Annotated in this window: 22 protein-coding genes and 1 pseudogene; 6 read left to right on the top strand and 17 right to left on the bottom strand. The window is 56.4% G+C overall.

Annotated elements, in window-relative coordinates:
- Positions 1-4 precede the first annotated feature (4 nt).
- The 6 genes from BM438_RS08690 to BM438_RS44750 form a co-directional block, all read right to left on the bottom strand.
- Positions 5-892 carry a dihydrodipicolinate synthase family protein gene (locus BM438_RS08690; protein WP_093634061.1) on the bottom strand — a complete coding sequence of 296 codons (888 nt, stop codon included), beginning with the start codon at positions 890-892 and terminating at the stop codon, positions 5-7.
- Between the two features lie 168 nt (positions 893-1,060).
- Positions 1,061-2,356 carry a serine hydroxymethyltransferase gene (gene glyA / locus BM438_RS08695; RefSeq protein ID WP_093633867.1) on the bottom strand — a complete coding sequence of 432 codons (1,296 nt, stop codon included), beginning with the start codon at positions 2,354-2,356 and terminating at the stop codon, positions 1,061-1,063.
- Positions 2,357-2,510: 154 nt separating this feature from the next.
- Positions 2,511-3,392, bottom strand: a complete 882-nt coding sequence (locus BM438_RS08700) for a glycine betaine ABC transporter substrate-binding protein (RefSeq protein WP_093633868.1) — start codon at positions 3,390-3,392, stop codon at positions 2,511-2,513.
- Positions 3,393-3,575: 183 nt separating this feature from the next.
- Positions 3,576-4,457 (bottom strand): ABC transporter permease, encoded by an 882-nt coding sequence (locus BM438_RS08705; protein WP_093633869.1) that lies wholly within the window; start codon positions 4,455-4,457, stop codon positions 3,576-3,578.
- Positions 4,454-5,746, bottom strand: a complete 1,293-nt coding sequence (locus BM438_RS08710) for a quaternary amine ABC transporter ATP-binding protein (RefSeq protein ID WP_093633870.1) — start codon at positions 5,744-5,746, stop codon at positions 4,454-4,456. Before BM438_RS08710 ends, BM438_RS08705 begins: the two co-directional genes overlap by 4 nt.
- A gap of 1,119 nt (positions 5,747-6,865) precedes the next feature.
- Positions 6,866-7,333 (bottom strand): hypothetical protein, encoded by a 468-nt coding sequence (locus BM438_RS44750; protein WP_143131677.1) that lies wholly within the window; start codon positions 7,331-7,333, stop codon positions 6,866-6,868.
- A 346-nt stretch (positions 7,334-7,679) separates the two neighbouring features.
- Here BM438_RS44750 and BM438_RS08725 point away from each other — a divergent pair, with 346 nt between their 5' ends.
- Positions 7,680-7,886: a helix-turn-helix transcriptional regulator gene (locus BM438_RS08725; RefSeq protein WP_093633872.1), complete on the top strand. Its 207-nt coding sequence runs from the start codon at positions 7,680-7,682 to the stop codon at positions 7,884-7,886.
- A gap of 16 nt (positions 7,887-7,902) precedes the next feature.
- Here BM438_RS08725 and BM438_RS08730 read toward each other — a convergent pair whose 3' ends face one another.
- Entirely contained in the window at positions 7,903-8,313 is a 411-nt protein-coding gene (locus BM438_RS08730; protein ID WP_093634062.1) for an SET domain-containing protein-lysine N-methyltransferase, read from the bottom strand.
- On the opposite strand from BM438_RS08730, the pseudogene BM438_RS08735 reads away from it, so the two are divergent.
- Positions 8,240-9,100: pseudogene (locus BM438_RS08735) on the top strand (IS5 family transposase); the annotation flags it as partial. The gene BM438_RS08730 and the pseudogene BM438_RS08735 overlap by 74 nt on opposite strands.
- A 208-nt stretch (positions 9,101-9,308) precedes the next feature.
- On the opposite strand, the gene phnN reads toward BM438_RS08735, so the two are convergent.
- From phnN to phnG, 9 genes are read right to left on the bottom strand one after another with little or no spacing between them, the layout of a single operon-like run.
- Entirely contained in the window at positions 9,309-9,902 is a 594-nt protein-coding gene (gene phnN / locus BM438_RS08740; RefSeq protein WP_208620629.1) for a phosphonate metabolism protein/1,5-bisphosphokinase (PRPP-forming) PhnN, read from the bottom strand.
- Positions 9,899-10,600, bottom strand: coding sequence for a DUF1045 domain-containing protein (locus tag BM438_RS08745; protein ID WP_093634064.1), 702 nt, complete (start codon positions 10,598-10,600; stop codon positions 9,899-9,901). Before BM438_RS08745 ends, phnN begins: the two co-directional genes overlap by 4 nt.
- Positions 10,601-10,610: 10 nt before the next feature.
- On the bottom strand, positions 10,611-11,741 hold the full coding sequence (locus BM438_RS08750; protein ID WP_093633873.1) for an alpha-D-ribose 1-methylphosphonate 5-triphosphate diphosphatase: 1,131 nt from the start codon (positions 11,739-11,741) through the stop codon (positions 10,611-10,613).
- Between the two features lie 19 nt (positions 11,742-11,760).
- Entirely contained in the window at positions 11,761-12,513 is a 753-nt protein-coding gene (gene phnL / locus BM438_RS08755; protein ID WP_093633874.1) for a phosphonate C-P lyase system protein PhnL, read from the bottom strand.
- Positions 12,514-12,561: 48 nt separating this feature from the next.
- Complete coding sequence (gene phnK / locus BM438_RS08760; protein ID WP_093633875.1) at positions 12,562-13,332, bottom strand: phosphonate C-P lyase system protein PhnK; 771 nt, start codon at positions 13,330-13,332, stop codon at positions 12,562-12,564.
- Positions 13,329-14,294 (bottom strand): alpha-D-ribose 1-methylphosphonate 5-phosphate C-P-lyase PhnJ, encoded by a 966-nt coding sequence (locus tag BM438_RS08765; protein WP_425270729.1) that lies wholly within the window; start codon positions 14,292-14,294, stop codon positions 13,329-13,331. Before BM438_RS08765 ends, phnK begins: the two co-directional genes overlap by 4 nt.
- Complete coding sequence (locus BM438_RS08770) at positions 14,291-15,451, bottom strand: carbon-phosphorus lyase complex subunit (protein WP_093633876.1); 1,161 nt, start codon at positions 15,449-15,451, stop codon at positions 14,291-14,293. Before BM438_RS08770 ends, BM438_RS08765 begins: the two co-directional genes overlap by 4 nt.
- Positions 15,451-16,062, bottom strand: a complete 612-nt coding sequence (gene phnH, locus BM438_RS08775) for a phosphonate C-P lyase system protein PhnH (protein WP_093633877.1) — start codon at positions 16,060-16,062, stop codon at positions 15,451-15,453. The genes BM438_RS08770 and phnH overlap by 1 nt, the downstream gene beginning before the upstream one ends.
- Positions 16,059-16,541, bottom strand: coding sequence for a phosphonate C-P lyase system protein PhnG (gene phnG / locus BM438_RS08780; RefSeq protein ID WP_093633878.1), 483 nt, complete (start codon positions 16,539-16,541; stop codon positions 16,059-16,061). The genes phnH and phnG overlap by 4 nt, the downstream gene beginning before the upstream one ends.
- 1,058 nt (positions 16,542-17,599) lie before the next feature.
- Between phnG and BM438_RS08785 the strand changes: the two genes are divergently transcribed.
- On the top strand, positions 17,600-18,763 hold the full coding sequence (locus tag BM438_RS08785; protein WP_093633879.1) for a porin: 1,164 nt from the start codon (positions 17,600-17,602) through the stop codon (positions 18,761-18,763).
- Positions 18,764-19,160: 397 nt separating this feature from the next.
- Here BM438_RS08785 and BM438_RS08790 read toward each other — a convergent pair whose 3' ends face one another.
- Entirely contained in the window at positions 19,161-19,982 is an 822-nt protein-coding gene (locus BM438_RS08790) for a DeoR/GlpR family DNA-binding transcription regulator (protein ID WP_093633880.1), read from the bottom strand.
- Positions 19,983-20,303: 321 nt separating this feature from the next.
- Here BM438_RS08790 and BM438_RS08795 point away from each other — a divergent pair, with 321 nt between their 5' ends.
- The 3 genes from BM438_RS08795 (at position 20,304) to BM438_RS08805 (ending at position 22,611) form a co-directional block, all read left to right on the top strand.
- Complete coding sequence (locus tag BM438_RS08795; protein WP_093633881.1) at positions 20,304-20,513, top strand: hypothetical protein; 210 nt, start codon at positions 20,304-20,306, stop codon at positions 20,511-20,513.
- Between the two features lie 104 nt (positions 20,514-20,617).
- On the top strand, positions 20,618-22,144 hold the full coding sequence (locus BM438_RS08800; RefSeq protein ID WP_093633882.1) for a sulfatase-like hydrolase/transferase: 1,527 nt from the start codon (positions 20,618-20,620) through the stop codon (positions 22,142-22,144).
- 209 nt (positions 22,145-22,353) lie between these two features.
- Positions 22,354-22,611 carry a SemiSWEET transporter gene (locus tag BM438_RS08805; RefSeq protein WP_093633883.1) on the top strand — a complete coding sequence of 86 codons (258 nt, stop codon included), beginning with the start codon at positions 22,354-22,356 and terminating at the stop codon, positions 22,609-22,611.
- Positions 22,612-22,701 lie beyond the last annotated feature (90 nt).

Here is a 22,701-nt window from a genome sequence, read left to right on the forward strand (position 1 = left end):
GCATTCACTGCGCGTTGCGCAACATAGGTTGAACGAGCCTGGCAAACGCGCCGCGCTCTTCTTCAGTGAGCGTGCCGAGCGGTGCCCGGGCAACGCCGACAGGCATACCGGCCAGCTCACAGCCATACCGAACGTATTGAATGAATTTCCCGCTGCGTTCCAGCAGTTCGAGCACCGGCAGCAGCTGCGCCATCTGCTTACGGCCAGTTTCGAAATCACCACGCTTGACGCACACATCAAAGAGCGTCGTGTGGGCTTCCGGCAAGAAGTTGGAAGCGCCCCCGACCCAGCTCTTTGCGCCCCACACGAAAAACTCGAGCGCCTGGTCGTCCATCCCGCAGCTCAACACCAGCTTGTCGCGGAAATGCGTGGCAAGGTGATGCAGACGCGATATGTCGCCGGTGCTTTCCTTCATCGCGATGAAGTTCGGCCGCTCGAGCAGCTTTTGCAGAACGCCATCGCTGATTTCCGTCCCCGTGCGGGCCGGGAAGTTGTACAGCATGATGGGCATGTCGAGACTGTCGTCCACTTTCAGCAGATGGAGCAGAAGCTCTTCCTGCGTCGGCTGGGCGTAGTACGGAGCAGCAACCAGCAGGGCGGACAATCCGGCGCGCTTCGCTTCCAGACCTAGGCGGATGACTTCTTTCGTCGTCGTCGCATTGATGCCGGCGGTTAGATACGTCTTGCCGCCTGCCGCCTCAGCCACAGTGTTGAACGTCTGAACCCGCTCGTCGAAACTCAGCGCATAGTATTCGCCGGTGGTGCCGCCGACCCCAAGTCCCGAGACCCGGCCTGCGAGATTAGCGGCATGCTTGCCGAGCAAATCATGGTCAATTTCGCCGTCTGTCTTGAACGGTGTGACCAGCGGTGTATGTACTCCCTCGAAGCTCATTTTGCGTTCTCTCTTGAATAAAGGCACCAGGCCTTCTGCCGGCACCGGCGGCAGGAATGGTGTATCGGCCACAAACTTTTCGGAGCGGTCCGCGTGCAGCGGTGCCGCGCTCAATCAATACAGCAGCTAGTCGAACGAACCTGATTGGTCGTTAGCTGCGTTCACGGATTACACGAGTGCTTCCGCGTCCGAGTAAATGGGGTACTGGCTACACAGGTCCCTCACCTGGCTACGGACTGCGCGCTCGACCTGCTCATCGCCGTTGGGCTCCCGTTCGAGTGCCGACAAGACCTCCAGAATCATCTGCCCGACTTGCTCGAACTGGGCAGGACGGAAGCCGCGGGTTGTTCCTGCGGGCGTCCCGAGCCGGATTCCCGAGGTTACGGTTGGGCTTTCCGTATCGAACGGGATACCGTTCTTGTTGCAGGTGATGCCCGCACGCTCCAACGCCTTTTCAGCCTGGGTGCCGGTTAGCCGCTTCGAGCGCAAATCGACCAGCAACAGATGGTTGTCAGTCCCGCCCGTCACGAGGCTCAGACCGCCCGACTTCAGGACGTTGCCGAGCGCCTGAGCGTTGCCTAGCACGTAGTCGATATAGGGCGCGAACTCCGGCCGAAGCGCCTCGCCGAACGCGACTGCTTTGCCCGCGATGACGTGCATGAGTGGGCCACCCTGCAGGCCCGGGAACACGGCCGAGTTGATTTTTTTGGCAATGTCGCCGTTGTTGGTGAGGATGAATCCGCCGCGCGGCCCACGAAGCGTCTTGTGGGTGGTGGACGTCACCACATCGGCAAACCGGACAGGGTTTTCGTGCCTTCCGGCCGCGACAATGCCAGCAATGTGTGCCATGTCGACCATCAACAAGGCGCCCACGCTGTCGGCAATTTCTCGGAACGCGGCAAAGTCCAGAGCACGTGGATAGGCCGAGTAGCCCGCGATGATGAGCTTGGGACGATGCTCCTCGGCAAGCCGGCGAACCTGCTCATAGTCAATGCGGTAGGTGTCGGAACTCACGCCGTACTGGACCGCGTTGAACCATTTACCGGAAAGTGCAGGACGCGCGCCATGCGTCAGATGACCGCCAGCATCGAGCGACATACCCATCACAGTCTCCCCCGGCTTCACGAGCGCGAGCATCACTGCACCGTTCGCCTGTGCTCCCGAATGAGGTTGCACATTCGCGTATTCGGCTTCGAACAGCGCTTTCACGCGGTCGATGGCGAGCGCCTCGACCCTGTCCACATGTTCGCAACCGCCGTAATACCGCTTTGAGGGGTACCCCTCGGCGTATTTGTTGGTCAGCACAGTGCCCTGCGCTTCCATCACCGCCGCAGAGACGATGTTCTCGGAAGCAATCAGTTCAATCTGGGTTTGCTGGCGACGCAACTCCAGCGCAATCTCGGATGCGATGACGGGGTCACGGCTCTGGAGAGTTTCAGCAAAAAAACGCGAGTTCTCGTTCACGTGGTCACTCCGGAAGTATTCAAGTGATGCATGCTGCAACACGGCAAAATTGATGGATACGAGGTAGATAGCTTTATTGCCCGTGGGAACAGACAAATCCTGTGCTCTCCGCAGACAGCGATTACCCGCCGATTCGCGGAGCGCCCCACTTCGATTACTGCTGCAACCAGGCCTTCAGCTTTTCCGGATGCGCATCGACGAATTTCTTCGCTGCCGTCGCGTAGTCGTTAGTGCTGTTGCCCTGTAACTCGATTGCCTCGACGTCGGCGAGAGTCAACTTGAAATGCTTGAAGAAGACGTCGGCCCGAGGAAATCTGGTTGCAAACTGCTTCGACGCGAATGCATGAACCTGCTCTTCACCACCCAACGTGCCTTTGGGGTCCTTGAGATAGCGCATCTGCCATTTCTGGAAGAGCCAGTGGGGGCTCCAGACCGTGGCAACAACCCACTGCTTCGATTGGTAGGCTCGCTGGACTCCTGCGAGCATGCCCGCTTCGCTTGATGATTGCAGGTTGTATCCGTTCAGGCCGTATGCCTTGATTGTCTTTTCGGATGCTTGCATCAGACCGCCTCCCGGCTCAATACCGTCGATGGTGCCGTTCAACTTGCTTTTGACGTCCGGCTTGTTGAGGTCGGAAACCGAAGACAGTTCTGACTCAGGAACGTATGCTGGCACTGCCCAGCCGTTCTTGGCGCCGGTGTAGATGATGCCGACATCATCCATATCGTTCTTGTACTTCGCGTAATACGCTGCGTGAGTAACCGGCAGCCACCCCCCCACCATGATGTCGAGGTCGCCGCGGGCCACGCCCTGGTACTGGATGCCGATATCGGCCTGCACGAACTGGACGGGCTGCTGGAGATTGGCCTCAAGCACGTATTTGGCCACGTTGGCAACGGCCAGAACGTCAGCCCAGTTTGTTACTGCCATCTTGATAGGTTCGGCCGCGACAGCGGACCCGACGCCGACACTCATGGCAACGACCGTCGATACCGTCAGTCTTGCAATAAGCGACTTGAACAGATCGCTATTCATGTAACACTCCTAAATAGTTGTAAGATTTCTTGGAAACTTGACAGCCGCTGTAATGGCGTGTCCGATCTCCGAACTCCGTACCGCCTCGAGCGCTAGCACTATATCCGCTATGTGATACCGCTAGCCAAACTTACCCTGGACGATCCCCGCTCCATTCGACTGCCGTCCGCGCATTATCGCGGGTCAGGTCCGCGGCGCAGTGCTAGTGCCGGTTTTTGCTGCTCGTACGACGGGTCTGGCCTTCTTTGACTTCACACCGAAACTCTCCGTCAGGCGGTCAAGCACGATGGCAAGCAGCACGACTCCCAGCCCGCCCTCGAAGCCAATCCCGATGTCGAGCCGCTGAATGCCGCTCAGCACATACTCTCCAAGGCCACCGGCGCCAATCATCGATGCGACCACGACCATCGAGAGCGCCATCATGATGGTCTGATTTACCCCTGCCATGATTGACGGCAGGGCGTTCGGTAGCTGGATTTTCCAGAGAAGCTGCGAATCTGTGCTGCCGAAGGCGCGGCCTGCTTCCAGCAACTCTTCGCGCACCTGGCGGATGCCCAAAGTCGTGAGGCGTACGACTGGCGGCATCGAGAACACGATGGTCGCAATGACTGCGGGGACTCGACCCAAACCAAACAGGATGACTGCAGGAATCAGATAGACGAATGCCGGCATGGTCTGCATGAAATCGAGCAGCGAGCGCAAAACCATCTCCACCCGTTTGTTTCGAGCTCCCCAGATGCCCAACGGCACGCCAATGACCAGACTGAAGAACGTCGCTGCGATAACGAGCGCCAAGGTGGAGACGGTTTGTGCCCACAGCCCCATGTAATTGATGGTCAGCAGTGCAAGGCCAACGAAGACCGAAAACACGACACCGCGTCGCCACAACGCAAATGCCACGAGGATGATGAGCATGGCAACAAACGGGACTGCGGCGAGTCCGTCCTCCAGTAACTTCACGACTGCACCTAGCGCTGCGGAGAAGGCGTCGAAGCCGCCGCGGAAATGCTGGAAGAGAAAGTTGACCGCGTCTTCCGCGAACTTCCCGATGACTGACGAGTTCATGCTGCTCTCCGTTCCATAACCTGCTTGAGTATCGTCCGGCAGGACACCACGCCTGCGAGTCTCCCGGCCGTGTCAGTGACGGGTACGTCGTGCTCCTGGCTCAAAGCGATGGCAGCCAGCTCATGCAAATCCGCGTCAAGCGAAACAGCATTCACATCCCGGAGCAGCGCGTCCCTGACCGGACGCATACCAGACTTGTGCAAAGACGCTGGCGTGACACAGCCCTGGTATCGACCCGCTTCGTCGCATACATAGCCGCACTCAACGCCACTGTCGATGAGCTGATTGAGATAACGCTCTGAGGACATCGCGACGTCGCAAGAAATCAGTCCTCGGTTGACCTTGGTCATGAGACTGGAAGCCTTGAGAAACCGCGAAACGTCAACATTGCGGAAGAAGTCGCGTACGTACGCGTCCGCGGGCGACTGGATAAGCTCTGCAGGCGTGCCGACCTGAATCAGGCAGCCATCTTTCATGATGCCAATCCGGCCGCCAATCTTGATGGCCTCTTCAATGTCGTGTGAAATGAAGACGATTGTCCGCTGCTCTTCCTTTTGAAGCCGTAGAAGCTCGTTCTGCATTTCGAATCGAATCAGGGGGTCCAGCGCCGAGAACGCTTCGTCCATCAAAAGCACTGAAGGATTCACCGCAAGCGCACGTGCGAGTCCTACCCGCTGCTGCATACCACCAGACAGCTCGCTGGGGAGTAGCTTTTCGTATGTGCCCAGACCGACTCGCGTCAGCACAGCAAGCGCGATTTCGTACCGCTCGGCCTTCTTGAGGCCAGCAACTTCCAGTCCGTAAGCGATGTTGTCGAGCACCGTGCGGTTCGGCAGAAGCGCGAACGACTGGAACACCATCGCCATCTTCTCCCGTCGCACAGCGCGCAGTTCCAGTGTCGACATGGGTGCAATGTCGCGCCCCTCCAGAATGACCTGGCCGGACGTTGGTTCAATCAGCCGATTGAGCAAACGGACAAGCGTCGACTTACCTGAGCCTGAGAGGCCCATGACAACGAAAATCTCGCCGGCCTTAACGTTGAGACTGACGTCATTGACTGCCACCATGTTTCCGGTCCGTTCGAAAATCTCGTTCCGTCCAAGACCTTGCTTCACGAGTTCAGCAGCACGCTCCGGCTTTGGTCCGAAAATTTTCGACAGATTTCTGACCGTAAGAATGTCGGTCCCAGAAACTGCGATGGGTTTCCGCACCGCGGAATAAACATCGTCCGCTTTGATTGCGCCCGGATGGGTTACGTCTGGTTGCGCGAACGTCAGGTTTGGGGCCATTCTGTCATCCCAACTGGCAAGTTCAAGAAATTGAAGCGCTTGACCTGTTAGCCTTCACAGACCCTGCACTTAAAGGTGTCGTTCGCTCTTGCCGGACACCCTCGGCTAGTTCCATCTCGAAGCTGTGGGTGCATGAGCCGAAGGCGAACATCTCGAGCAGCAGCGTCGAAGAAGTCACTATTCGTCGCACGATCTGCAGAACATCCGTGCGCCGACAGTGCCGTCGCTAGTGCCTAATGCAATGATTGCAGCGTAGCAAGCCAAATTTACCTATCTAGCTACATTTTCTGGGCACTTTGCCATACCTTTGGTAATGCTTCGCACTTGTATAGTGCTCGCAGAAAAGACGTGCCAACGATGGGATTCCCGTGCAGCCCCTCCGGGCGTGGGTCTGCGGCCGAGGGCACGGGCCAGGTCTACTGCTTCTCGCCTCCCGCTCTGACACAATTGACGCCGCACCATAGGGAATGTCCTATGTCGGCGCCCAAAACACAATCATTTGAGCGAGCTAGTTGCGCCGGTCATCTCATATCCCGGGCAGCCGCAAGTTGTCCGAGAGGGGTGGCTAATGCCCCCCGTTGTCGCTACCAAAACGGACTCTAGTTCGCAAATGATGGAACAGTTTGGTTCCCCGGACATTGCTGCGGTCGTGTCGGAACGCGGCACCCCGTCTCGAAGGGCGAAGGTATTTCCCGGGGGAGATTCAGGCGCACGGACCAACACGTTCTTCTGGCGGCAAGCGTTGCGTCAATGCTAGCCTGCGCTAAGTAGCATGGAAATTTGCCGCGTCGGCGACCCGGCAATAATTCGCGCAAACAGCGCGCGGCAGCGAACGCAGGTGTCACGCTCCTCTACTCGCGTATCCTTCAGCGCGCCGGCACCGTTGCGCGTGAGGTCTTGGTGCGGGGGCTGAGCGGCCGGCTTCCCGGACAGGTCAGCGCGCAGGATTGAATCCAAAGTTCCATCGTCTGTCGGCGGTGCTTAAGGGCGGTCACGCAACCAGTCGATGCTCCTCGCGTCACATCAGGAGGCAGAAGATGAGCGGTATGACCAGATGAAGCTGATCATGGAGTAAGCCGCCACCGGCGGCTTACTCTTTTATGGGCGCCTTTGAGGCGCTCACAATTTCAAGCCACCGGCTTTGCCGGTGGTAGTTGACTCGATGCTCGCATTCAATGTCCGGCCACCCACAAAAACTGTTATTGCGTTCATTTTTTTGGCCTCTTTCGAAAATGGAGTGGGTAGGAATTCGCACACTTTTTGAGGACTCCGGGGTGCGTGGGCGACGATGCCGTTTGCTGTAAGCAGTTGGCAATCGGGAACGCACCGCGGTGCCTGTATATGCATTTTCTGGGCCGTGCCATGCGACATGGCGCTCAATGTCACCGGGATAATGGCGAGTGGCCAGTCGCTGTCTCGTCCGTACCAAAGTCGGCGAGTCCTGCCACCACGTTCGAACGCGATGTGCATCCGTGCCGCGACCCGTTGTGGCTTTTGGAGATCTTCACGCGGCGGTGCGCGCGACTCGCGCAGTGCCTGCAGCATCAGGGCTATGCCGGGCGCACGATCCCGAACCATGGCCGGCACGACCGCAATCCGTACTGCGACGAATGTCCGAAGTACGTCGCGATGAAGCGCCGGCCATGCCTGCCCGACCTGTGCGTGAGCGAACCTGAGTCGTCAAAAGACCTTTATGTCATGCCGTCCTCGAGCCTGATCTGTTCGAGGCACTTCCGGTACGAACACATCGTATTCGCTGACGGACAAAGCGGTAACAAACTGTAACCCTGCTGTATCTCTCTCGACCGTCGACGCGACGGGCGAACTCATCATTTCGCCTGAACCATCACGCTGTTGCTTTCATGTGTCCATTGCGGTAAGCCGGACACTGCGGATAATCGAACGTGACCAAAGCAACACGGAGTCGGGCAAAATGGATCAGGTAATGCGCATGAAGGAAGTGGTGAAGAAAATCGGCCTGTGCCGGGCGACTATCTACGCCATGATCAGCCGTGGCGAATTCCCGCGCCCAATCCGGATCGGAGAACGAGCAACCGGCTGGCGCGAGTCCGAACTGGAAGCCTGGCTCGCGAACCGAACCGCGGCGCGGGAGCGGTCCGCGTTACCCTCGGGCCGCTGATTATCCGCCGGCAATATCACGACGTGTTCACGGCTAGCATCGTGCCCCGGCATCCCGACGCGCCACACCGGCAGACATGGCTGAGCCCCGCTTCTTCGTCTGTTGGGTCGTCGACGGCCAACTGGTAGTCAAGAAACAGTTCCTGGCCGGGTGCAATTGCCGACAACGCGTGAATGAGCACGCGGTCGTCGATCTCGACCGCCTCGCAATTGGCGTTGCATGAGTGATTGAGCCAGCGCGCGCTGTTTCCCCGACGCCCGCCGTCGATGACGCGTCCGTCCGACAGCCCGAAGAAATACGTGTGGCCAACAGTGCCACTTCTCGTGTGCTGCCTGAGGGCGGTTGTCCACCCGACCATGTGGATTGATGAAAGCGTACTGACGCAACTGCCCGAGGCTGGCTTGGCCAGGCGCGGCCGACCGCGCATCTACAGTGATGCGGCGATCCAGATGCTGCTCGGCCTCAAGCAGGTATTTCATCTGCCGCTGCGCGCTGTGCAGGGCTTCGCCCTCAGTCTGCGCAAACTCGGCTACCCGGGCTTGCCGGTGCCGAACTACACGACCTTAAGCCGCCGCGCACAGACACTGAAGGTTGTACTGCCAACGCGGCGCGCCAACGAGCCCTTGCACCTGGTAGTCGACAGCACCGGCCTGAAGGTCTACGGCGAAGGCGAGTGGAAGGTACGCAAGCACGGCTGGTCCAAACGTCGCACGTGGCGCAAGGTGCACCTGGCGATGGATGCGAACACGGGCCAGATTTGTGCCGCGCTTATGACCCATCAAGACGAAGGCGATGGCGAAGTTCTGCCCGATTTGCTCGACCAGATTCCTGCAGATGTGGCAATCGATACCATCGGCGGCGACGCTGCCTACGGCACCAAGGCATGCCATGCGCGAATTGCGGCGCGCACAGCGGTCCCCTCGATTCCGCCACGTGAAGGCGCGACGCCGTCGCCAGTGAGCACGCCGGGCGCGGCTTGGCGCAACGCTGCCATCGACGCGATCGCGGCAAGCAGCAGACGTGAATGGAAGCAGGCGAGTGGCTACCATCGTCGCTCGTTGGCAGAGGCCCTGATGTACCGGCTCAAGATCCTCACGGGCTCCTGCCTGTGGGCTCGAGAGATTGGCTCCCAGGCAACCGAAGTCTCGATTCGTGCAGGCGTGCTCAACCGCATGGCGGCCATCGCACGCCCGCAGTCCGTCTGTATCGCCTGAGATCGACATCACAGAGGGCATGTTGTCTCTACGCCTGATTTGCGCAACAACGCCCGTCTTTTGGACCGAAAGGAGAAACGGTATGGTACAGGTACCCGCTATTAAATATGCATTTCCAGCGTTTACCTTAAGGCCAGCGAAGTCATTGCGATCTTGCTGCCGCGCAAATACGAAGACCTCTCGGTTTTAAATTAGCTCTCAGGTTCTTTCAGCCCTTAGATTGCGATTGTCCGCGGAGCTGCGTGACGCGCCGCAGAACCGTTACCAACGCTTGCCCAGCGATGGACAGCTCGCCAGAGTTGTCGATGTCCAGCGCATCGCTCAAATCGACGTGAATCTGAGCCGTCCGCGCTATCCTAGCCCGGCGCCCGTCATATCCCTCACGACCTCGCTTTTCAAGGCGCTCCGCGAGCACATTCGGGCTGGCCGAGACATTGATCACGCGCAGCAACGACCCATAACGACGACGTGCCTCGGGAAGGACCGCGCGGGAGCCATTCGCGACCACAACGTGACGTTGTTCCAACCAGTCATCTATAATTCCTGGTAGCCCATAACGCAGACCGTGCGCATCCCAATGCAGCGCAAACGCCGCTCTACCAACACGTTCTTCGAACATGTCGGAGGTCACAGGATCATGGTCCTCCCCGACCGAAACGGGCCGCGTTATTACACGACGAACGAAGTGGATAGTGTTATCGTCAGCAAGGTGCTCGCGAGCATAGTCAATCAACGTATCCTTTCCCGCACCGCTTGGCCCCACAATAACCACAAATCTGCCGCTATGATCCAGATTTATCACGTCGCAGTGCACTCCTTAAAAGCGAAACGAGAGCGGACAACGAAGTCGGCGCCGCTTTGCGCTTGCTCGAACAAAGTAAGAGCGTCGAGCGTGTAACCTCTCGTCGCCAAAGCAGAAAAGATCGCCTCGAGTCGCAGTCGTATCTTCGCCTGGTCCGCGACTGGCAGCCTGTCCGTCAGTGTCATGTGAAATCGGAATCTATCGAACACATAAGGGTAGCCCCACCCCGACGTATAGGCGGCCCCGATGGTGTCGAGTCCATTGCTCAGTCGACGTTGGAGTTCGGACTCGGTGAGTGGCGCGCGAAACGGCTCAAATTCGTCCACGATCATCGAGGCCAAGCTCTGTAACATCGGTGATGGCCGAATCGGAACAAGCGCAAAAAATCCGTCCATCACATCGACCTTGAACTCGCCCAATTGGCACGGTTCGTTCACCTCGACAAAGCGCGCGAGTGCTTCTTCCAATTCAGCAACATTGCGGCCAGCGGCGAGTCTGAATGGCGCCTTCAGCGTCGCGTGAAAGCCATAACGTCGCGGCGCCGTCGTGATCGCGCCTACTTCGGTATCGCGTTCGATTAGAGCATCGGGCGAGTCGCTCCGAAAAGCGTCACGACCCAACCATCGAGCCGCGGTTTGCGTCAACTCATCCTCAGCGGGAGGCGTGTAATATATCGCATAGCGCGGTTCAGAAGACATGGTGAAATCTTTACGCGACGCGCTGCCCAAGGACATATGTGGCACGCGGTACAGGTAGATTGTCGTTGACCCGCACGCGCACAAAATCGGCACGCAGACCCGTTTTGATCGCGCCTCGATCATTCAAGCCAACCGCTGTTGCTGGCGCCTCTGACACTGTAGCGATCGCACGGGGCAGCGACCACCCTACTTTCCTTTGAAGCTCAAAGACAGCCATCATCAAACTACTAGGAATATAGTCGGACGACAAAATGTCAAGAAGGCCTTCTTCCGCCAGGTCAAGTGCTGACACATTGCCAGAATGCGAACCACCGCGGACCACATTAGGAGCGCCCAACATCGTGGCCAAGCCATGGGTTCGCGCAGCTTTTGCAGCTTCCAAGGTCACCGGGAACTCTGAAATGACCAGGCCTTCTCTAGACGCACACTCGACATGCTCGACCGAGGTGTCATCGTGACTCATTACCGGAATAGTGCGTGCAGCGCATCGCTTGATAACTTCAGCGCGATGAACCTCCGCAAAACGTTGTTCGTCAGTAAGCTGGGCTAATGTAGCCGCGAATTGCTCGTCAGTGATGCCGCCATCCTGGAAACTGAAACGGCGCCATTTATCACGATCGGCCCATTGCCGTTGCCCGGGTGTATGGTCCATCACAGAGGCCAAGCGCATCAACGGATGCGTACACAGTCCGTCGAACAATACGACGATGTCTTGCGTCGCTACCTCACAGCGCAAGTGGATATAGTGATCGACGCGTAACAGCTCCGCGGCCGTCAATTTAGTCAGTGCCTCGGCCGACTTGTAATGCTGCTCCGGATTTCGGATGCCGATGGCGCTCCGTGTCCCAATTGCAAGTGAGTCAAATACGGTCGTGATGCCAGCGACAGCGACTTGCGCATCATGCGTGAGCAGTGCTGATTCTGCGTTCCAAGTCACATTAGGACGCGGGCCCAGGTGCTTTTCCAGATTGTCGGTGTGAAGTTCCACAAACCCTGGCAGCAGATAATCCCCGTCCCAATCCTCCGCGTCTCGAGCTTGCGTCGTACCGGAAGAAATCTCGTCAATCCGGCCATTCTCGACTCGCACAACGCCTACGAACTCTTCGTCGGGCGTCACAATCCTTGCGTTCTTGATCAACATTGATGTTGTCCCTACCTTTTTACGAGCCAATGTGCATCGAAACACGTTCGAGCTCTAACCGCCGAGTCGCAACTTCGCCCCGCGTCATTTCGTCATGGAAGATTCCGACGACCGCTGTACCACGTTCACGCGCTTCAATGATTATCTCGGTGACCACGGACCTATTCTTCGCGTCGAGTGACGCAGTTGGCTCATCGAGTAGTAAGACCGGATGTTCCGCGATCAGCCCACGCGCGATGTTGACGCGTTGCTGCTCGCCCCCGGAGAACGTCGTGGGCGCCACCTTCCACAGCTTCTCGGGGATATTCAAACGATCAAGCCACGTTCTAGCGCGTTGGCGTGCCTCTTCGACCTCGACGCCGCGAGCGACTATGGGCTCGGCCACGATATCCAGCGTCGGTACCCGGGGAATCACCCGCAGAAACTGACTAACATAGCCAATTACATCGCGCCGGATCCTCATGATGTCATGGGGATCCGCATGAGTAAGGTTAAGAAACTTTTCGCACGACACTTCGTCGCGCAAGTGAATTGATCCAGTAGTGGCCAAGTAGTTGCCGTACAGACATCGCAGGAGCGTACTCTTGCCTGCGCCAGATTGCCCCACAAGCGCGACGCACTCTCCCCTCGAAACATCGAGGTCAACTCCACCCAAGGCTGGAATGGACTCCTCGCCCTGCGTGTGCAAGACGAAGGTCTTGGTGATGCCGCTTGTCCACAACATTAGCTTGTCGTCATGGACAAAACGCATGTCTTTCGATTCGTCATTCATAGAAGGCTCAGTTGTCCAATAAGCAGGCTCGGTTCTCGATAGGATTCGTCACGTCGGCAGCACCGAGGAAACAAGCAACTGGGTATATGGATGCTGCGGATCGTCGAGAACCTGGTCGGTTAATCCGGTTTCCACCACCCGTCCGTTTTGCATTACCATCAACCGATGCGCTAGAAGCCGTGCTACCCCGATGTCGTGAGTGACAATCACGCACGCGAGTCCTAATTGCGCCGTAAGTGTGCGAAGCAGGTCGAGCAACCGTGCCTGAACTGACACATCGAGACCTGCCGTCGGCTCGTCCATTAAAACCAATCTTGGTTTCGTGACCAGGTTGCGAGCGATTTGCAGACGTTGTTGCATTCCGCCTGAAAATGAGGTTGGCCGATCGTCAATTCTCCGCACGTCGAGTTCGACGCGCTGCATCCAATCGATCGACTTCTCTCGGATTTTTCCATAATGACGGTCTCCGGTTGACATCAGCGGCTCACCGATGTTCGCCCCTGCTGACACCGTCATGCGCAGTCCGTCGCGCGGGTTTTGTTCGACGAAGCCCCATTCGGTGCGCATTAGCAAACGTCTTTGAGGCTCCGACATCGTCAAGAGATCCAGTGCATCGCCCTTCGCATTGCTGTAATGCAAAGTGCCGGAAGAAGACGGGACACGCAGCGCCAAGGTGTTGAGGAGCGTCGACTTTCCAGAACCTGACTCTCCAACGATGCACAAAACCTCACCGGAATAAAGGTCGAGATTTACCTCCTCGCAACCGATTCGATCGCCATATCGAGTCGTGAGTCCGCGCGCGGTGAGCAACGATTTCATTCATGATCCCCTGCATTTTTGGCTTCACGAGAAGCTGCTGCCTGAGCCTCTTGTGTGGCCTTATCTCCGGGCGCTTTGTCGCGTTGCTCCTCACAGTACTCGCTGTCCGAACAAACGAACATTCGTGTCCCCTTGTCATCGAGAATCATCTCGTCGAGATAGCTGTCGTTCGATCCGCAAAGCTCGCAGGCGTGGTCCCAACGCTCCACGGCAAACGGAAAGTCTTCGAAATCCAGGCTACGCACCTCGGTGTAGGGTGGAATTGCATAGATTTTTCGCTCCCGCCCAGCGCCGAACAATTGAAGCGCAGGATTCATGTGGAGCTTGGGATTATCGAACTTCGGAATTGGCGAAGGTGCCGTTAGGTAACGGTTGTTCACAATGACGGGATAGTTAGCTCCCGTGGCAATGGTTCCGTACCGTACGATGTCTTCGTAGAGCTTTACATTCATCAGGCCGTATTCCGCCAACGCGTGGAGCTTGCGGCAGGCAATCAGACGTGGCTCGAGGTCATAGAGCGGCTCAGGCGAAGGCACTTGATAGACAATCACCTGCTGCTCGGTCAGGGGCGTTTCCGGAACCCGATGGCGCGTCTGGACGATCGTAGCCTCAGAGGTCTTGCTCGTCGTTCGCACGCCCGTGGTTCGCGAGAAGAAACGGCGAATATTGACAGCGTTCGTCGTTTGATCCGAGCCCTGATCGATCACCTTAACGATGTCGTCGCGGCCGATAATCGCAGTGGTCACCTGGATACCACCAGTTCCCCAGCCGTACGCCATGGGCATCTCTCGCGAGCCGAAAGGAATCTGGTGACCGGGAATCGCTATGGCTTTCAACAACGCACGACGAATCATCCGCTTGGTTTGTTCGTCAAGGTAAGCAAAGTTGTAGCCTTCGATCGGGGATTCCGAACGTGCCACTACGTGCGTTGTGTCAGGTTGGTTTTGGGTTTGCGTGTTCACTCTGCCTGCTCCTTCTCGCTGGCTGTGCGCAATGCTGGGTGTTCTGCACGAAGCCTTCTAAGCGTATTCAATTCGGATTGCACGTCCACGTAGTGCGGCAGCTTCATATGCTGAACGTAGCCCGATGATTCGACGTTATCGCTGTGATACAACACGAATTCGAGGTCTTGTGCAGGAGCAGTGACAGCCTCGCCCAGTTCTTCAGCGCGCAAAGCGCGATCGACCAACGACATTGCCAAGACTTTACGTTCCGAATGGCCGAACGCAAGGCCGTACCCCTGCGTGAAGGCCGGCGGTGTTCTGGCGTCCCCTGCGAACTGAGTTATCGTCTGGCATTCCGTCATATCGATCTCGCCGAGTTCAATCGGAAAATCGAGCTCCGGTACATTCATTTCTACAGGTACTTTGCCGAACCGGATCTCGCCGACATAGGGATGTCCGTCGCCATAGCCGCGCTGTGTCGAATACGCCAGCGAAAGTAGGAAACCCTCATCGGCGCGGGCGAGGTTTTGAAGGCGTACTGCACGCGTAGCAGGCATTAACAACGGCTCCACGGCGAGATCAATGGGTTCTGAACCGTCTGCCGTGGGCTGTTCCTGTTCAATCACCCCTTCCGCCTCGATCAATCGAAAGACGCGCGGCGTGATCGTCCGCTCCTGGCCTTCAGAGTTGGCAGCCTTGGTATCCGTATCGAACGCTTTCGTCGCCTTCGTCTGCGCGGTGTGAGGCTCGTGTGGTGCGTCGGACTGTTCAACGAGGAGTTTGAAATCGAGCAGGCGTTGCGTGTAGTCGTGCGTGGCCCCAAGCAGTTGCCCACCAGGAACATCCTTAAACGAGGCGGACACGCGGCGCTGCACTTCCATCTGTTCGGTATCAATCGAGACGGTATAGCCAAATCGCTGCAGGGTCGTTCGGTATGCGCGCAAGAGGAAAATTGCCTCGATGAGATCGCCCGCTGCTTGTTTGATTGCTAGTGCAGCCAACTCTTCGTCGTAAAGAGATCCTTCAGCCATAACGCGAGCGACACCGAGACGCATCTGTTGGCGGATTTGGGAAATCGACAACTCTGGAATAGCTCGGTCGCCGCGGCGGGCGTCCTCGAGCAAGCGCCACGACGCTTCGATGGCTCGTTCGCCTCCTTTCACTGCGACGTACATTATTTGATCTCCACATTGGTCGTACGCGGAAGTCCAACGATCTTGCGCCCGCACACGAGATAGCAGTCAACTCCGCAGGGTGCTAGCGCTTCAAGTGCCTTGCGCTGTTTCCAGAACCTGTCCGGAATACCCGTAGGAGCGATATCGAGGCTCGACTTGATCCCCGGTCCCGATAGAGTCAGCAATGGACCTCCTTCGAGCGCCTCGACGCGGATAAAAAGAGTTATCGAGGCCTGGGGTGTCTCAGGTGTTCCAAGAGCTAGCGCATCAAGACTGGACAACGTGGCAGTATTCGTAACGTATCCAAGCACAGCGCCTGAAAACTTGCCCGTAAGCGGCGCGCCAGTATGAAACCGGAGAGCTTGCGCTAGTGCAGCGTCGTGTTCCTGCAGCCATATAGGCGTCGAATAATCGGCAATCGTCAGTAAGGCTGCGAACGCCGCCTCTGGCCATTGGCGCGCGGCCGCTTGATCTACCGCTACATCAATGACGCCGATTGTTCCCGGGCGTGCAAGCGCGTCAAGTAATACTCGAAAACACGCTTGCGTATCGTGGACCGGGTCCTCGAGGCCGCGCACAAGCGCGTCGAGTGAATCCAGGTTAGCGCTCAATGTTCCCCCCGGACCATCGTGTAGAACTCAACCTTGGTTGATGCGGTTGCATCAGCCCGTTTTTGGCGCTCCTCGATCGAGGAGCGCTTTGCAGGTTCAATCAACTGCGCGCGGGTGGCGTCGCGCCAATGCGTGGATTGCAGCATTGCATCCGCCAACGCACTCAGTTCCGCACGCCGTTTGTCGCGACCTAATTGATAGGAAACACCCACGGTTGATGCGCCATCGGGAGATTTCAAGCGCAAGACAGCACGCGTGACCGTTGTCTCGCCTAGATTGAACGGATTACCAGTGCCGCCAATGCGGCCTCGGACCATCGTAAGACCCGTTTCGGGTGCGCGCAGCCACTCGAAAGCCGGCAGATCTGAACCGCCGCAGACTTTCATTAATGCCGTCTCCAACGTCCCACGGGGCACGCCGGCGATTTGCGCGAGCCAGCGTCGCCGCTCCAGGGCGTCATCGGGAGATGGTTCTTTCATATCTGTTTTCCTCTGAAATGGTCAAATCACGCGTTTGCACAATGGCCCCACGTAGGCGCGCGAACTAACCGTCAATCGAAGCGGGTCAGGTGACAAACATTTCGAACATTTGACGTGTTTGCTTTGCAAGCAGGTGCGAGATTAGCACCGAAGTATGTTCGTTATGTGACACCATACGTTCGATATGTGCGTTTTAAACTCGCCGCGCTCGCAAATTTTTTCCGGCTGATAGCCGGCGGACGCAGCGTGGCAGCGCACGTCGCTGATCGATTGACAGCAATCAAAGTAGGAGACCCGATCTCCGAGCACAGGGGGCCGCCGCATGCAGCATGTGCTTGGAATGGCGCCTTGTTGTCACAAACGATGGGGAAAACGCTGGGTGGCACAGAAGAAGGCACTAGCCGTAACACCAGAACCGATCCGAGCGCTGCGTAAAGTGTCCCAAGCGCGGATTTGCGGACGCTGGCCACATCCGATCGAACACGGATCGCCCATCTCGAACATTAAAACTGAACCCAATTTAACGATACGCTCACCAAAGTCACACAACGAACATAAATGATGGTTACGCTTCGCTTGAAGGTCGGGCCACCAAGTCAGTCCCACAATCGGTTGGCTGCGCAAGTGAGCAAACGGGAGGCGGCACAAGGTGTACGTCGTACGCCAGGGCCCTTCTGCTAATAGCTGGCAGGCAAATTAAGTACGTACTCCAAAATCTAAGTTATTTTATGGGCCCTCTCGAGCGTCAAACATGTTAGGACGAACTGAAAGTCATACGTAGGTTTAACACCCGTCCGCATGCAATCGGCTAGGGCTTTCGGTGAGGGTTCGCGGTGATTACCGTGCCGCAGTCTTAAAAAATCGTGCCTCTCGCAAAAAACAGCAACCATTTTCAATATGGACTACTAACGATGTCAAAACAATCCGCGACAGCGTCTGCCTTACCATTCAGATGCGAAACTAAAAATCAGAACGCCAGCGACCCGTGTAAGTCACGAAAGCAGGCTGGACGACATGGAAAACCATTGACACTGTCTGCGAGGCAACTGCTTCGTACCATGGGTTCGACACCCTTGAAAAACGTTGGATTGCGGGACCTGAAGACCATTAGGCGCCTCGCAGCGCTCATCGGCGTTGCCGCGACGGGTCTGGCACACGCGCAAAATAGTGTGACGCTGTATGGAGTAATCGATGTCGGACCAACGTTCGTCAGCAATGAGGGGGGTGCGCATAACGTCAAACTGGATGACTCAGTTTATTCGGGGAATAGATGGGGCCTCAAGGGCACGGAAGATATGGGCGGTGGCCTCAAGGCGATTTTCTTGTTGGAAAACGGCTTCAACGCTTTAAATGGACAATTGCGACAGGGCGGTCTTGAATTCGGCCGGTCATCCTGGGTTGGGCTGCAAAACGACTATGCAACGCTCACCATGGGCCGTCAGTACGACCTGATTGAAGATTTCACTGCCCGTCATGCAATGAGCAATTGGGCCAGTGGTTATGCGAATCATCAAGGCGATCTGGATCGATTGGGCGGGGAATTGCTCAACAATTCCGTAAAGCTCCTAAGCGCAGAGTTCAACGGCTTTCAAGCTGGCGCGATGTATTCGTTCGGCAATGTCGCGGGTAGCGTTCACAAGCAGAGCGCCTGGGGGGCTGCCGCGCAGTACAGCCGTGGACCGTTCTCGGCCGGCACGGCCTATATGCGGCTCAACAACCCCTCCGGTGGCAACGCTATCGACCCCTATGCGCAGATGGGCGTGTTTAGCTTTCTTGGCCAGACCACTGCCACGCGCGATCCCGCCACGGGGAAGGTTATGGACACCCAGTCTGCGCTTGCGGTCGATAGCCAAAGTATCTTGACGCTCGGCGCAAGTTACCTCCTTTCGAACGTCACGTACGGAATCGCCTATTCAGATGTGTGGTTCAAGGGTTTCGGCAAGACTTCTACACTACGGGCCTATGATGGCGGTGCATCTTGGCAAATTACACCGTCATTCTCGCTAGCAGCCGCCTACGTCTATTCAACCTTCGAAGCGCATCACTACAACGAGGGTAGCCTCGGACTCGACTACTTGCTCTCCAAGCGTACCGATATCTATTTGCAGGGATCGTATCTTCGCGCTTCGGCCGGAGTCGACGCAGTACAGGGTTACAGTTTCACCCCGTCAACGACCAGCACTCAGACCAGCGTGCATCTTGGCTTGCGTCACCGCTTCTAAGCCAGAGGATCGGCCGGACTGCCGCGCGGCAATCAAGATGAGAACACGCTTCTCATCCAGATCGCCGCGCCATAGGCCGGACAGCTCTTGATAGCCGAACGGCCGATTTAAAGCTGGTCATCTGCGTTATCGAGCCACAACATGCCAAATAGACAGCCATGTCGACGGAAATTGCGCAAATTCAGTTCCAATTGCCGCCGACGTCTCTCACCCATTGCAATCTGTGTTTCCGGGGCTGCATCGTAGCAGCTGAGGGCAACCACAAGAGCCGCGGCAGTCCATGACCGACCGTCCGCGCCGTCTTGCTTTTTACCGCCTCAGAGCACCTAACGAGAAGCAAACGGGCGCATATCCTATCGTGCCTAATTTGCGCCTTGCTTTTCGGCGACTGTACGGATTAGAGCCGCTCTTCAATGAGCTGATATTTTTCGGGAAGGGCCATGTTCTCGAACTGCTCACCAACGATCAGTTCGACTTGCGCGTCGGAGAGTACTTTCAACAGGTCCTCGCCAGGGCGTGTGTCAGTGACGAAAACATCCACGGAGCGCCAATCAAGCGAAATGTGATGCCCGGGCCGGTTGAGCTTGGAATGATCAGCAAGGACAACGTAGCAACGTGACTGACGCGCAAGGATCGGCTGCAATGTTCGCTGGAGGTCACTACTATCAACCAGGCCATATTCCGGGCTAAAAGAGTGTGCGCTGACGAAGGCAACATCAAAAAAACATTTACTGATCGCCTCCACTACACGTTCGCCGCCGAGACCCCTTGATACGGGGTCAAGGGTTCCTCCCGTTAATTCGACCGTATTGCGGCCGGCAGAAACAAAAGCTGTTGCGATATCTGGGACCGTTGTCAACGCGTGACTGTCGGGTCCATTTGCGAGTTGGTGAGCGACGGCCATGATTGAACTTCCCATGCCCAAAAAAATACGATGCCCTTCGTTGACTAACGATGCTGCCGCCCTTGCCATCGAAAGCTTCGTGTTCTTCATCTGGCTCACGCGTTCAGCCATGGTTCCCATGTCTGGTACCGCAGGCAACGCCGCTCCACCGTGCGTACGTAGGAGCTTCCCCATATTTTCGAGCCCGGTGAGATCACGTCGAATCGTCATCTCGGACACAGAAAACATTCCCGCGAGCTCGGCAACCCGAACGTTCTCGCCCCGTTCAATCCAACTCAGGATCTGGCGTTGTCTGACATTAACTGACTCGGTCATACCCCTTCCTCTTTGTGTCGTGATGTTCGTGATGTCTGTCACCGCTCTGCTAGTTGTTGATCTGAGGCTCTAAACGCGCAGCAACGCTATTTTATCAAACATTTTCTGCCGACAAATAGAACGTTCCAAACAAAACAACGGTTCGATGTCACAAAACGAACATACATGTTCGCTACTCTACCATTCGAAGCGTGACAGGTGGATGGCGGGCAAGCCATACGCCGCAAGCTCTTTGCCGGGAAGTAACGGCAGAACGCAGCGTACAGCGGCAGCAATGCGAACGGACGATGAGGCTGGGCGCCACGACGGATTTCAAGATGCATGAACAAGCAGGACCTTTTGCTGATGGGCCCGTTTCAGTTCTTTTATGGTTCGACGGCTTTGTTCGACAACTGCACAAAGCTGAAGCAAAGACGAAGCAACACGGCGGGGAATAAAGTTGATGGCGTGAAGGACCCGCGCAGTGATGTGCCCACTACAAGTGCGCACCTGAGGAATGATTTCCACCCGAATATCGCCGACATCGTCTAACACGAAGTGGCGCTGTTTCGGAAGACATCACGGCCTACATCAGCAGCCCTGCGTTGGCTTATCCGCATTTCGGACCGTTCAAGCTCTAACTATAGGAATTACAGATGACCGCTCGAAATGTCTTGTTGATAGTCACCGATCAGTGGCGTGGTGACTGCATGCCCTGGCACGAAGACAATTTTTTACAACTACCCAATATCCGAAGGCTTTGTGAACGCGCAACGGTGTTCGCAAACCACTACTCGACCGGATCGCCGTGCGGACCCGCTCGTGCCTCGTTGATGACCGGTATGTACGTGATGAATCATCGCGCCACGCAAAACAAAACGCCAATGGACGCGTCGATCTCAAATCTCGGCGTCGAGTTGCGTAACCATGGCTACTTTCCAGCATCAATCGGCGCTCATTCATGGATGCCCGACCCGGCCACCACGACAGCGGCGGACTATCGTTACAAAACGTATGGCAACAACATGCCCGGTTGGGCCACCATTGAGACAATAGAAGACCCGGACCATATCGAGCGGTACCTCTCCTATCTCGCAATGCTTGGCTATCACATCCCGGAGAATGGAACCGATGTCTGGAAGCCTGAGTCGAGCCGTCTCGACGCGCCATCCCCGATACCCTCGGAGCATTCTGATACGACATGGGCGACCGACAGCGCATTGCGGTTTCTGTCCGGGCGCAACGGGAAGCCGTGGATTTTTCACTTGGGCTATTGGAAGCCGCACCCGCCTTTCATTGCACCAGCTGAATATCAACAACGCCACTCTCTTGAGACGATTCCCAATCCCAAGCGTGCCGCGTCTCGGGAAGAGGAAAGTGAACAGCACCCCTTCATCGCTGAGTCGTTAGCGTCGACAAAAATGCACGACTATGTCCAGAACGGCACCGGTCTATGCAGTGATGCGTCTGACGACGACGTTCGACACATCAAGCAGCACTATTACGGCCTGATGGAAGAGCTCGATGCTCAAATGGGGCGTGTCATTGCTCGGCTCGAAGAGACAGGCGAGATTCATAACACACTGATTGTCCTCACTACGGATCACGGCGAAACGATGGGGGACCACTATCAGTTTGGAAAAATGAATAGTTTCGACGGTTCCTATCACATTCCGTTGGTCATCCTCGACCCGTCGAAGGAGGCAGATCCGGGCCGCGGCCGGGTTGTCGAAGCGTTCACCGAAAGCGTGGACATCGTCCCTACGATATTAGATTGGCTCGGCATCTCTATCCCGACTCAATGCGACGGCCAGTCCGTCATGCCATTCTGCTTTGGGCAAACCCCCTCCAAGTGGCGGGAAGAAGCCCATTTCGAATTTGATTTTCACGGACTGTTCTCAGAAAAATGGTCACGTAAGTATGGATTAACGCCCCACAACAGCAGTTTTTGTGCAGTTCGGGGACACAAGTTCAAATACGTTCACTTCGGCTCGCTTCCACCTATGCTTTACGACCTTGAAGCCGATCCGGACGAGACCACTAATCTTGCAGGGAAAGCGGACTATGCCGCAGTTGAGCTGGCGTATTCGCAAAAATTACTCAGTTGGCGGTTGAACTTCGCGAACAAGCGGCTTTCTAGTTACACAGGATCGCCGCAAGGCTTAACGCTTAAGAAATTGTGAGAGCTATAAAGGTAATCAGGAAGGAGCGTCGCTGAGCAGGGTTGCGCTTTTAGTGTGTCGGCAAGCTCTATCCGATGCGCGACGGCTGGCGCTTTCCAATGAGGATTCAATCAGTCGTTACTGGCTGACCAGCAAGCTTAAGATTGTTAGTAGTTTCCAGGCTCGGGAATCCATTGTTGAGATCCCAGAAAGCGCTTATAAATATTGATATGACATCGATTACCGAACCAATTGGCTATCTCGCAGCAATATTCAGCACCGCATCTTTTATTCCGCAGGCGTTGCTCATTTGGCGCACGAAGTCCGCTGAGGGCGTTTCCGTTGCAATGTATTCTGTGTTCCTGACTGGCACCTCGTTATGGCTCGGCTATAGCTTTCTCATCAACAGCTGGCCGATGATAACGTCTAACATCGTCGCTCTTTTGCTCATCTCCTTCATATTACATATGAAGTTGAGCTACGGATGAGCCGATGACGAACCGGTGAAGGTGTCTTGGGACACGCAGAAACTCCCAGCAAGCTGATAACACGGACGATGTTATCAAGTACTGAATTAA

This window comes from Paraburkholderia aspalathi, from assembly GCF_900116445.1.
Classification (GTDB): domain Bacteria; phylum Pseudomonadota; class Gammaproteobacteria; order Burkholderiales; family Burkholderiaceae; genus Paraburkholderia; species Paraburkholderia aspalathi.

What these genes read in the sequence shown, in the direction of transcription:
- BM438_RS08690 (WP_093634061.1), bottom strand. Translation starts at nt 892, where the DNA reads ATGAGCTTCGAGGGAGTACATACACCGCTGGTCACACCGTTCAAGACA.
- BM438_RS08700 (WP_093633868.1), bottom strand. Translation starts at nt 3,392, where the DNA reads ATGAATAGCGATCTGTTCAAGTCGCTTATTGCAAGACTGACGGTATCG.
- BM438_RS08705 (WP_093633869.1), bottom strand. Translation starts at nt 4,457, where the DNA reads ATGAACTCGTCAGTCATCGGGAAGTTCGCGGAAGACGCGGTCAACTTT.
- BM438_RS08710 (WP_093633870.1), bottom strand. Translation starts at nt 5,746, where the DNA reads ATGGCCCCAAACCTGACGTTCGCGCAACCAGACGTAACCCATCCGGGC.
- BM438_RS08725 (WP_093633872.1), top strand. Translation starts at nt 7,680, where the DNA reads ATGGATCAGGTAATGCGCATGAAGGAAGTGGTGAAGAAAATCGGCCTG.
- BM438_RS08730 (WP_093634062.1), bottom strand. Translation starts at nt 8,313, where the DNA reads ATGCGCGGTCGGCCGCGCCTGGCCAAGCCAGCCTCGGGCAGTTGCGTC.
- BM438_RS08745 (WP_093634064.1), bottom strand. Translation starts at nt 10,600, where the DNA reads ATGTCTTCTGAACCGCGCTATGCGATATATTACACGCCTCCCGCTGAG.
- BM438_RS08750 (WP_093633873.1), bottom strand. Translation starts at nt 11,741, where the DNA reads ATGTTGATCAAGAACGCAAGGATTGTGACGCCCGACGAAGAGTTCGTA.
- phnL (WP_093633874.1), bottom strand. Translation starts at nt 12,513, where the DNA reads ATGAATGACGAATCGAAAGACATGCGTTTTGTCCATGACGACAAGCTA.
- phnK (WP_093633875.1), bottom strand. Translation starts at nt 13,332, where the DNA reads ATGAAATCGTTGCTCACCGCGCGCGGACTCACGACTCGATATGGCGAT.
- BM438_RS08770 (WP_093633876.1), bottom strand. Translation starts at nt 15,451, where the DNA reads ATGTACGTCGCAGTGAAAGGAGGCGAACGAGCCATCGAAGCGTCGTGG.
- phnG (WP_093633878.1), bottom strand. Translation starts at nt 16,541, where the DNA reads ATGAAAGAACCATCTCCCGATGACGCCCTGGAGCGGCGACGCTGGCTC.
- BM438_RS08785 (WP_093633879.1), top strand. Translation starts at nt 17,600, where the DNA reads ATGGGTTCGACACCCTTGAAAAACGTTGGATTGCGGGACCTGAAGACC.
- BM438_RS08790 (WP_093633880.1), bottom strand. Translation starts at nt 19,982, where the DNA reads ATGACCGAGTCAGTTAATGTCAGACAACGCCAGATCCTGAGTTGGATT.
- BM438_RS08795 (WP_093633881.1), top strand. Translation starts at nt 20,304, where the DNA reads ATGAACAAGCAGGACCTTTTGCTGATGGGCCCGTTTCAGTTCTTTTAT.
- BM438_RS08800 (WP_093633882.1), top strand. Translation starts at nt 20,618, where the DNA reads ATGACCGCTCGAAATGTCTTGTTGATAGTCACCGATCAGTGGCGTGGT.
- BM438_RS08805 (WP_093633883.1), top strand. Translation starts at nt 22,354, where the DNA reads ATGACATCGATTACCGAACCAATTGGCTATCTCGCAGCAATATTCAGC.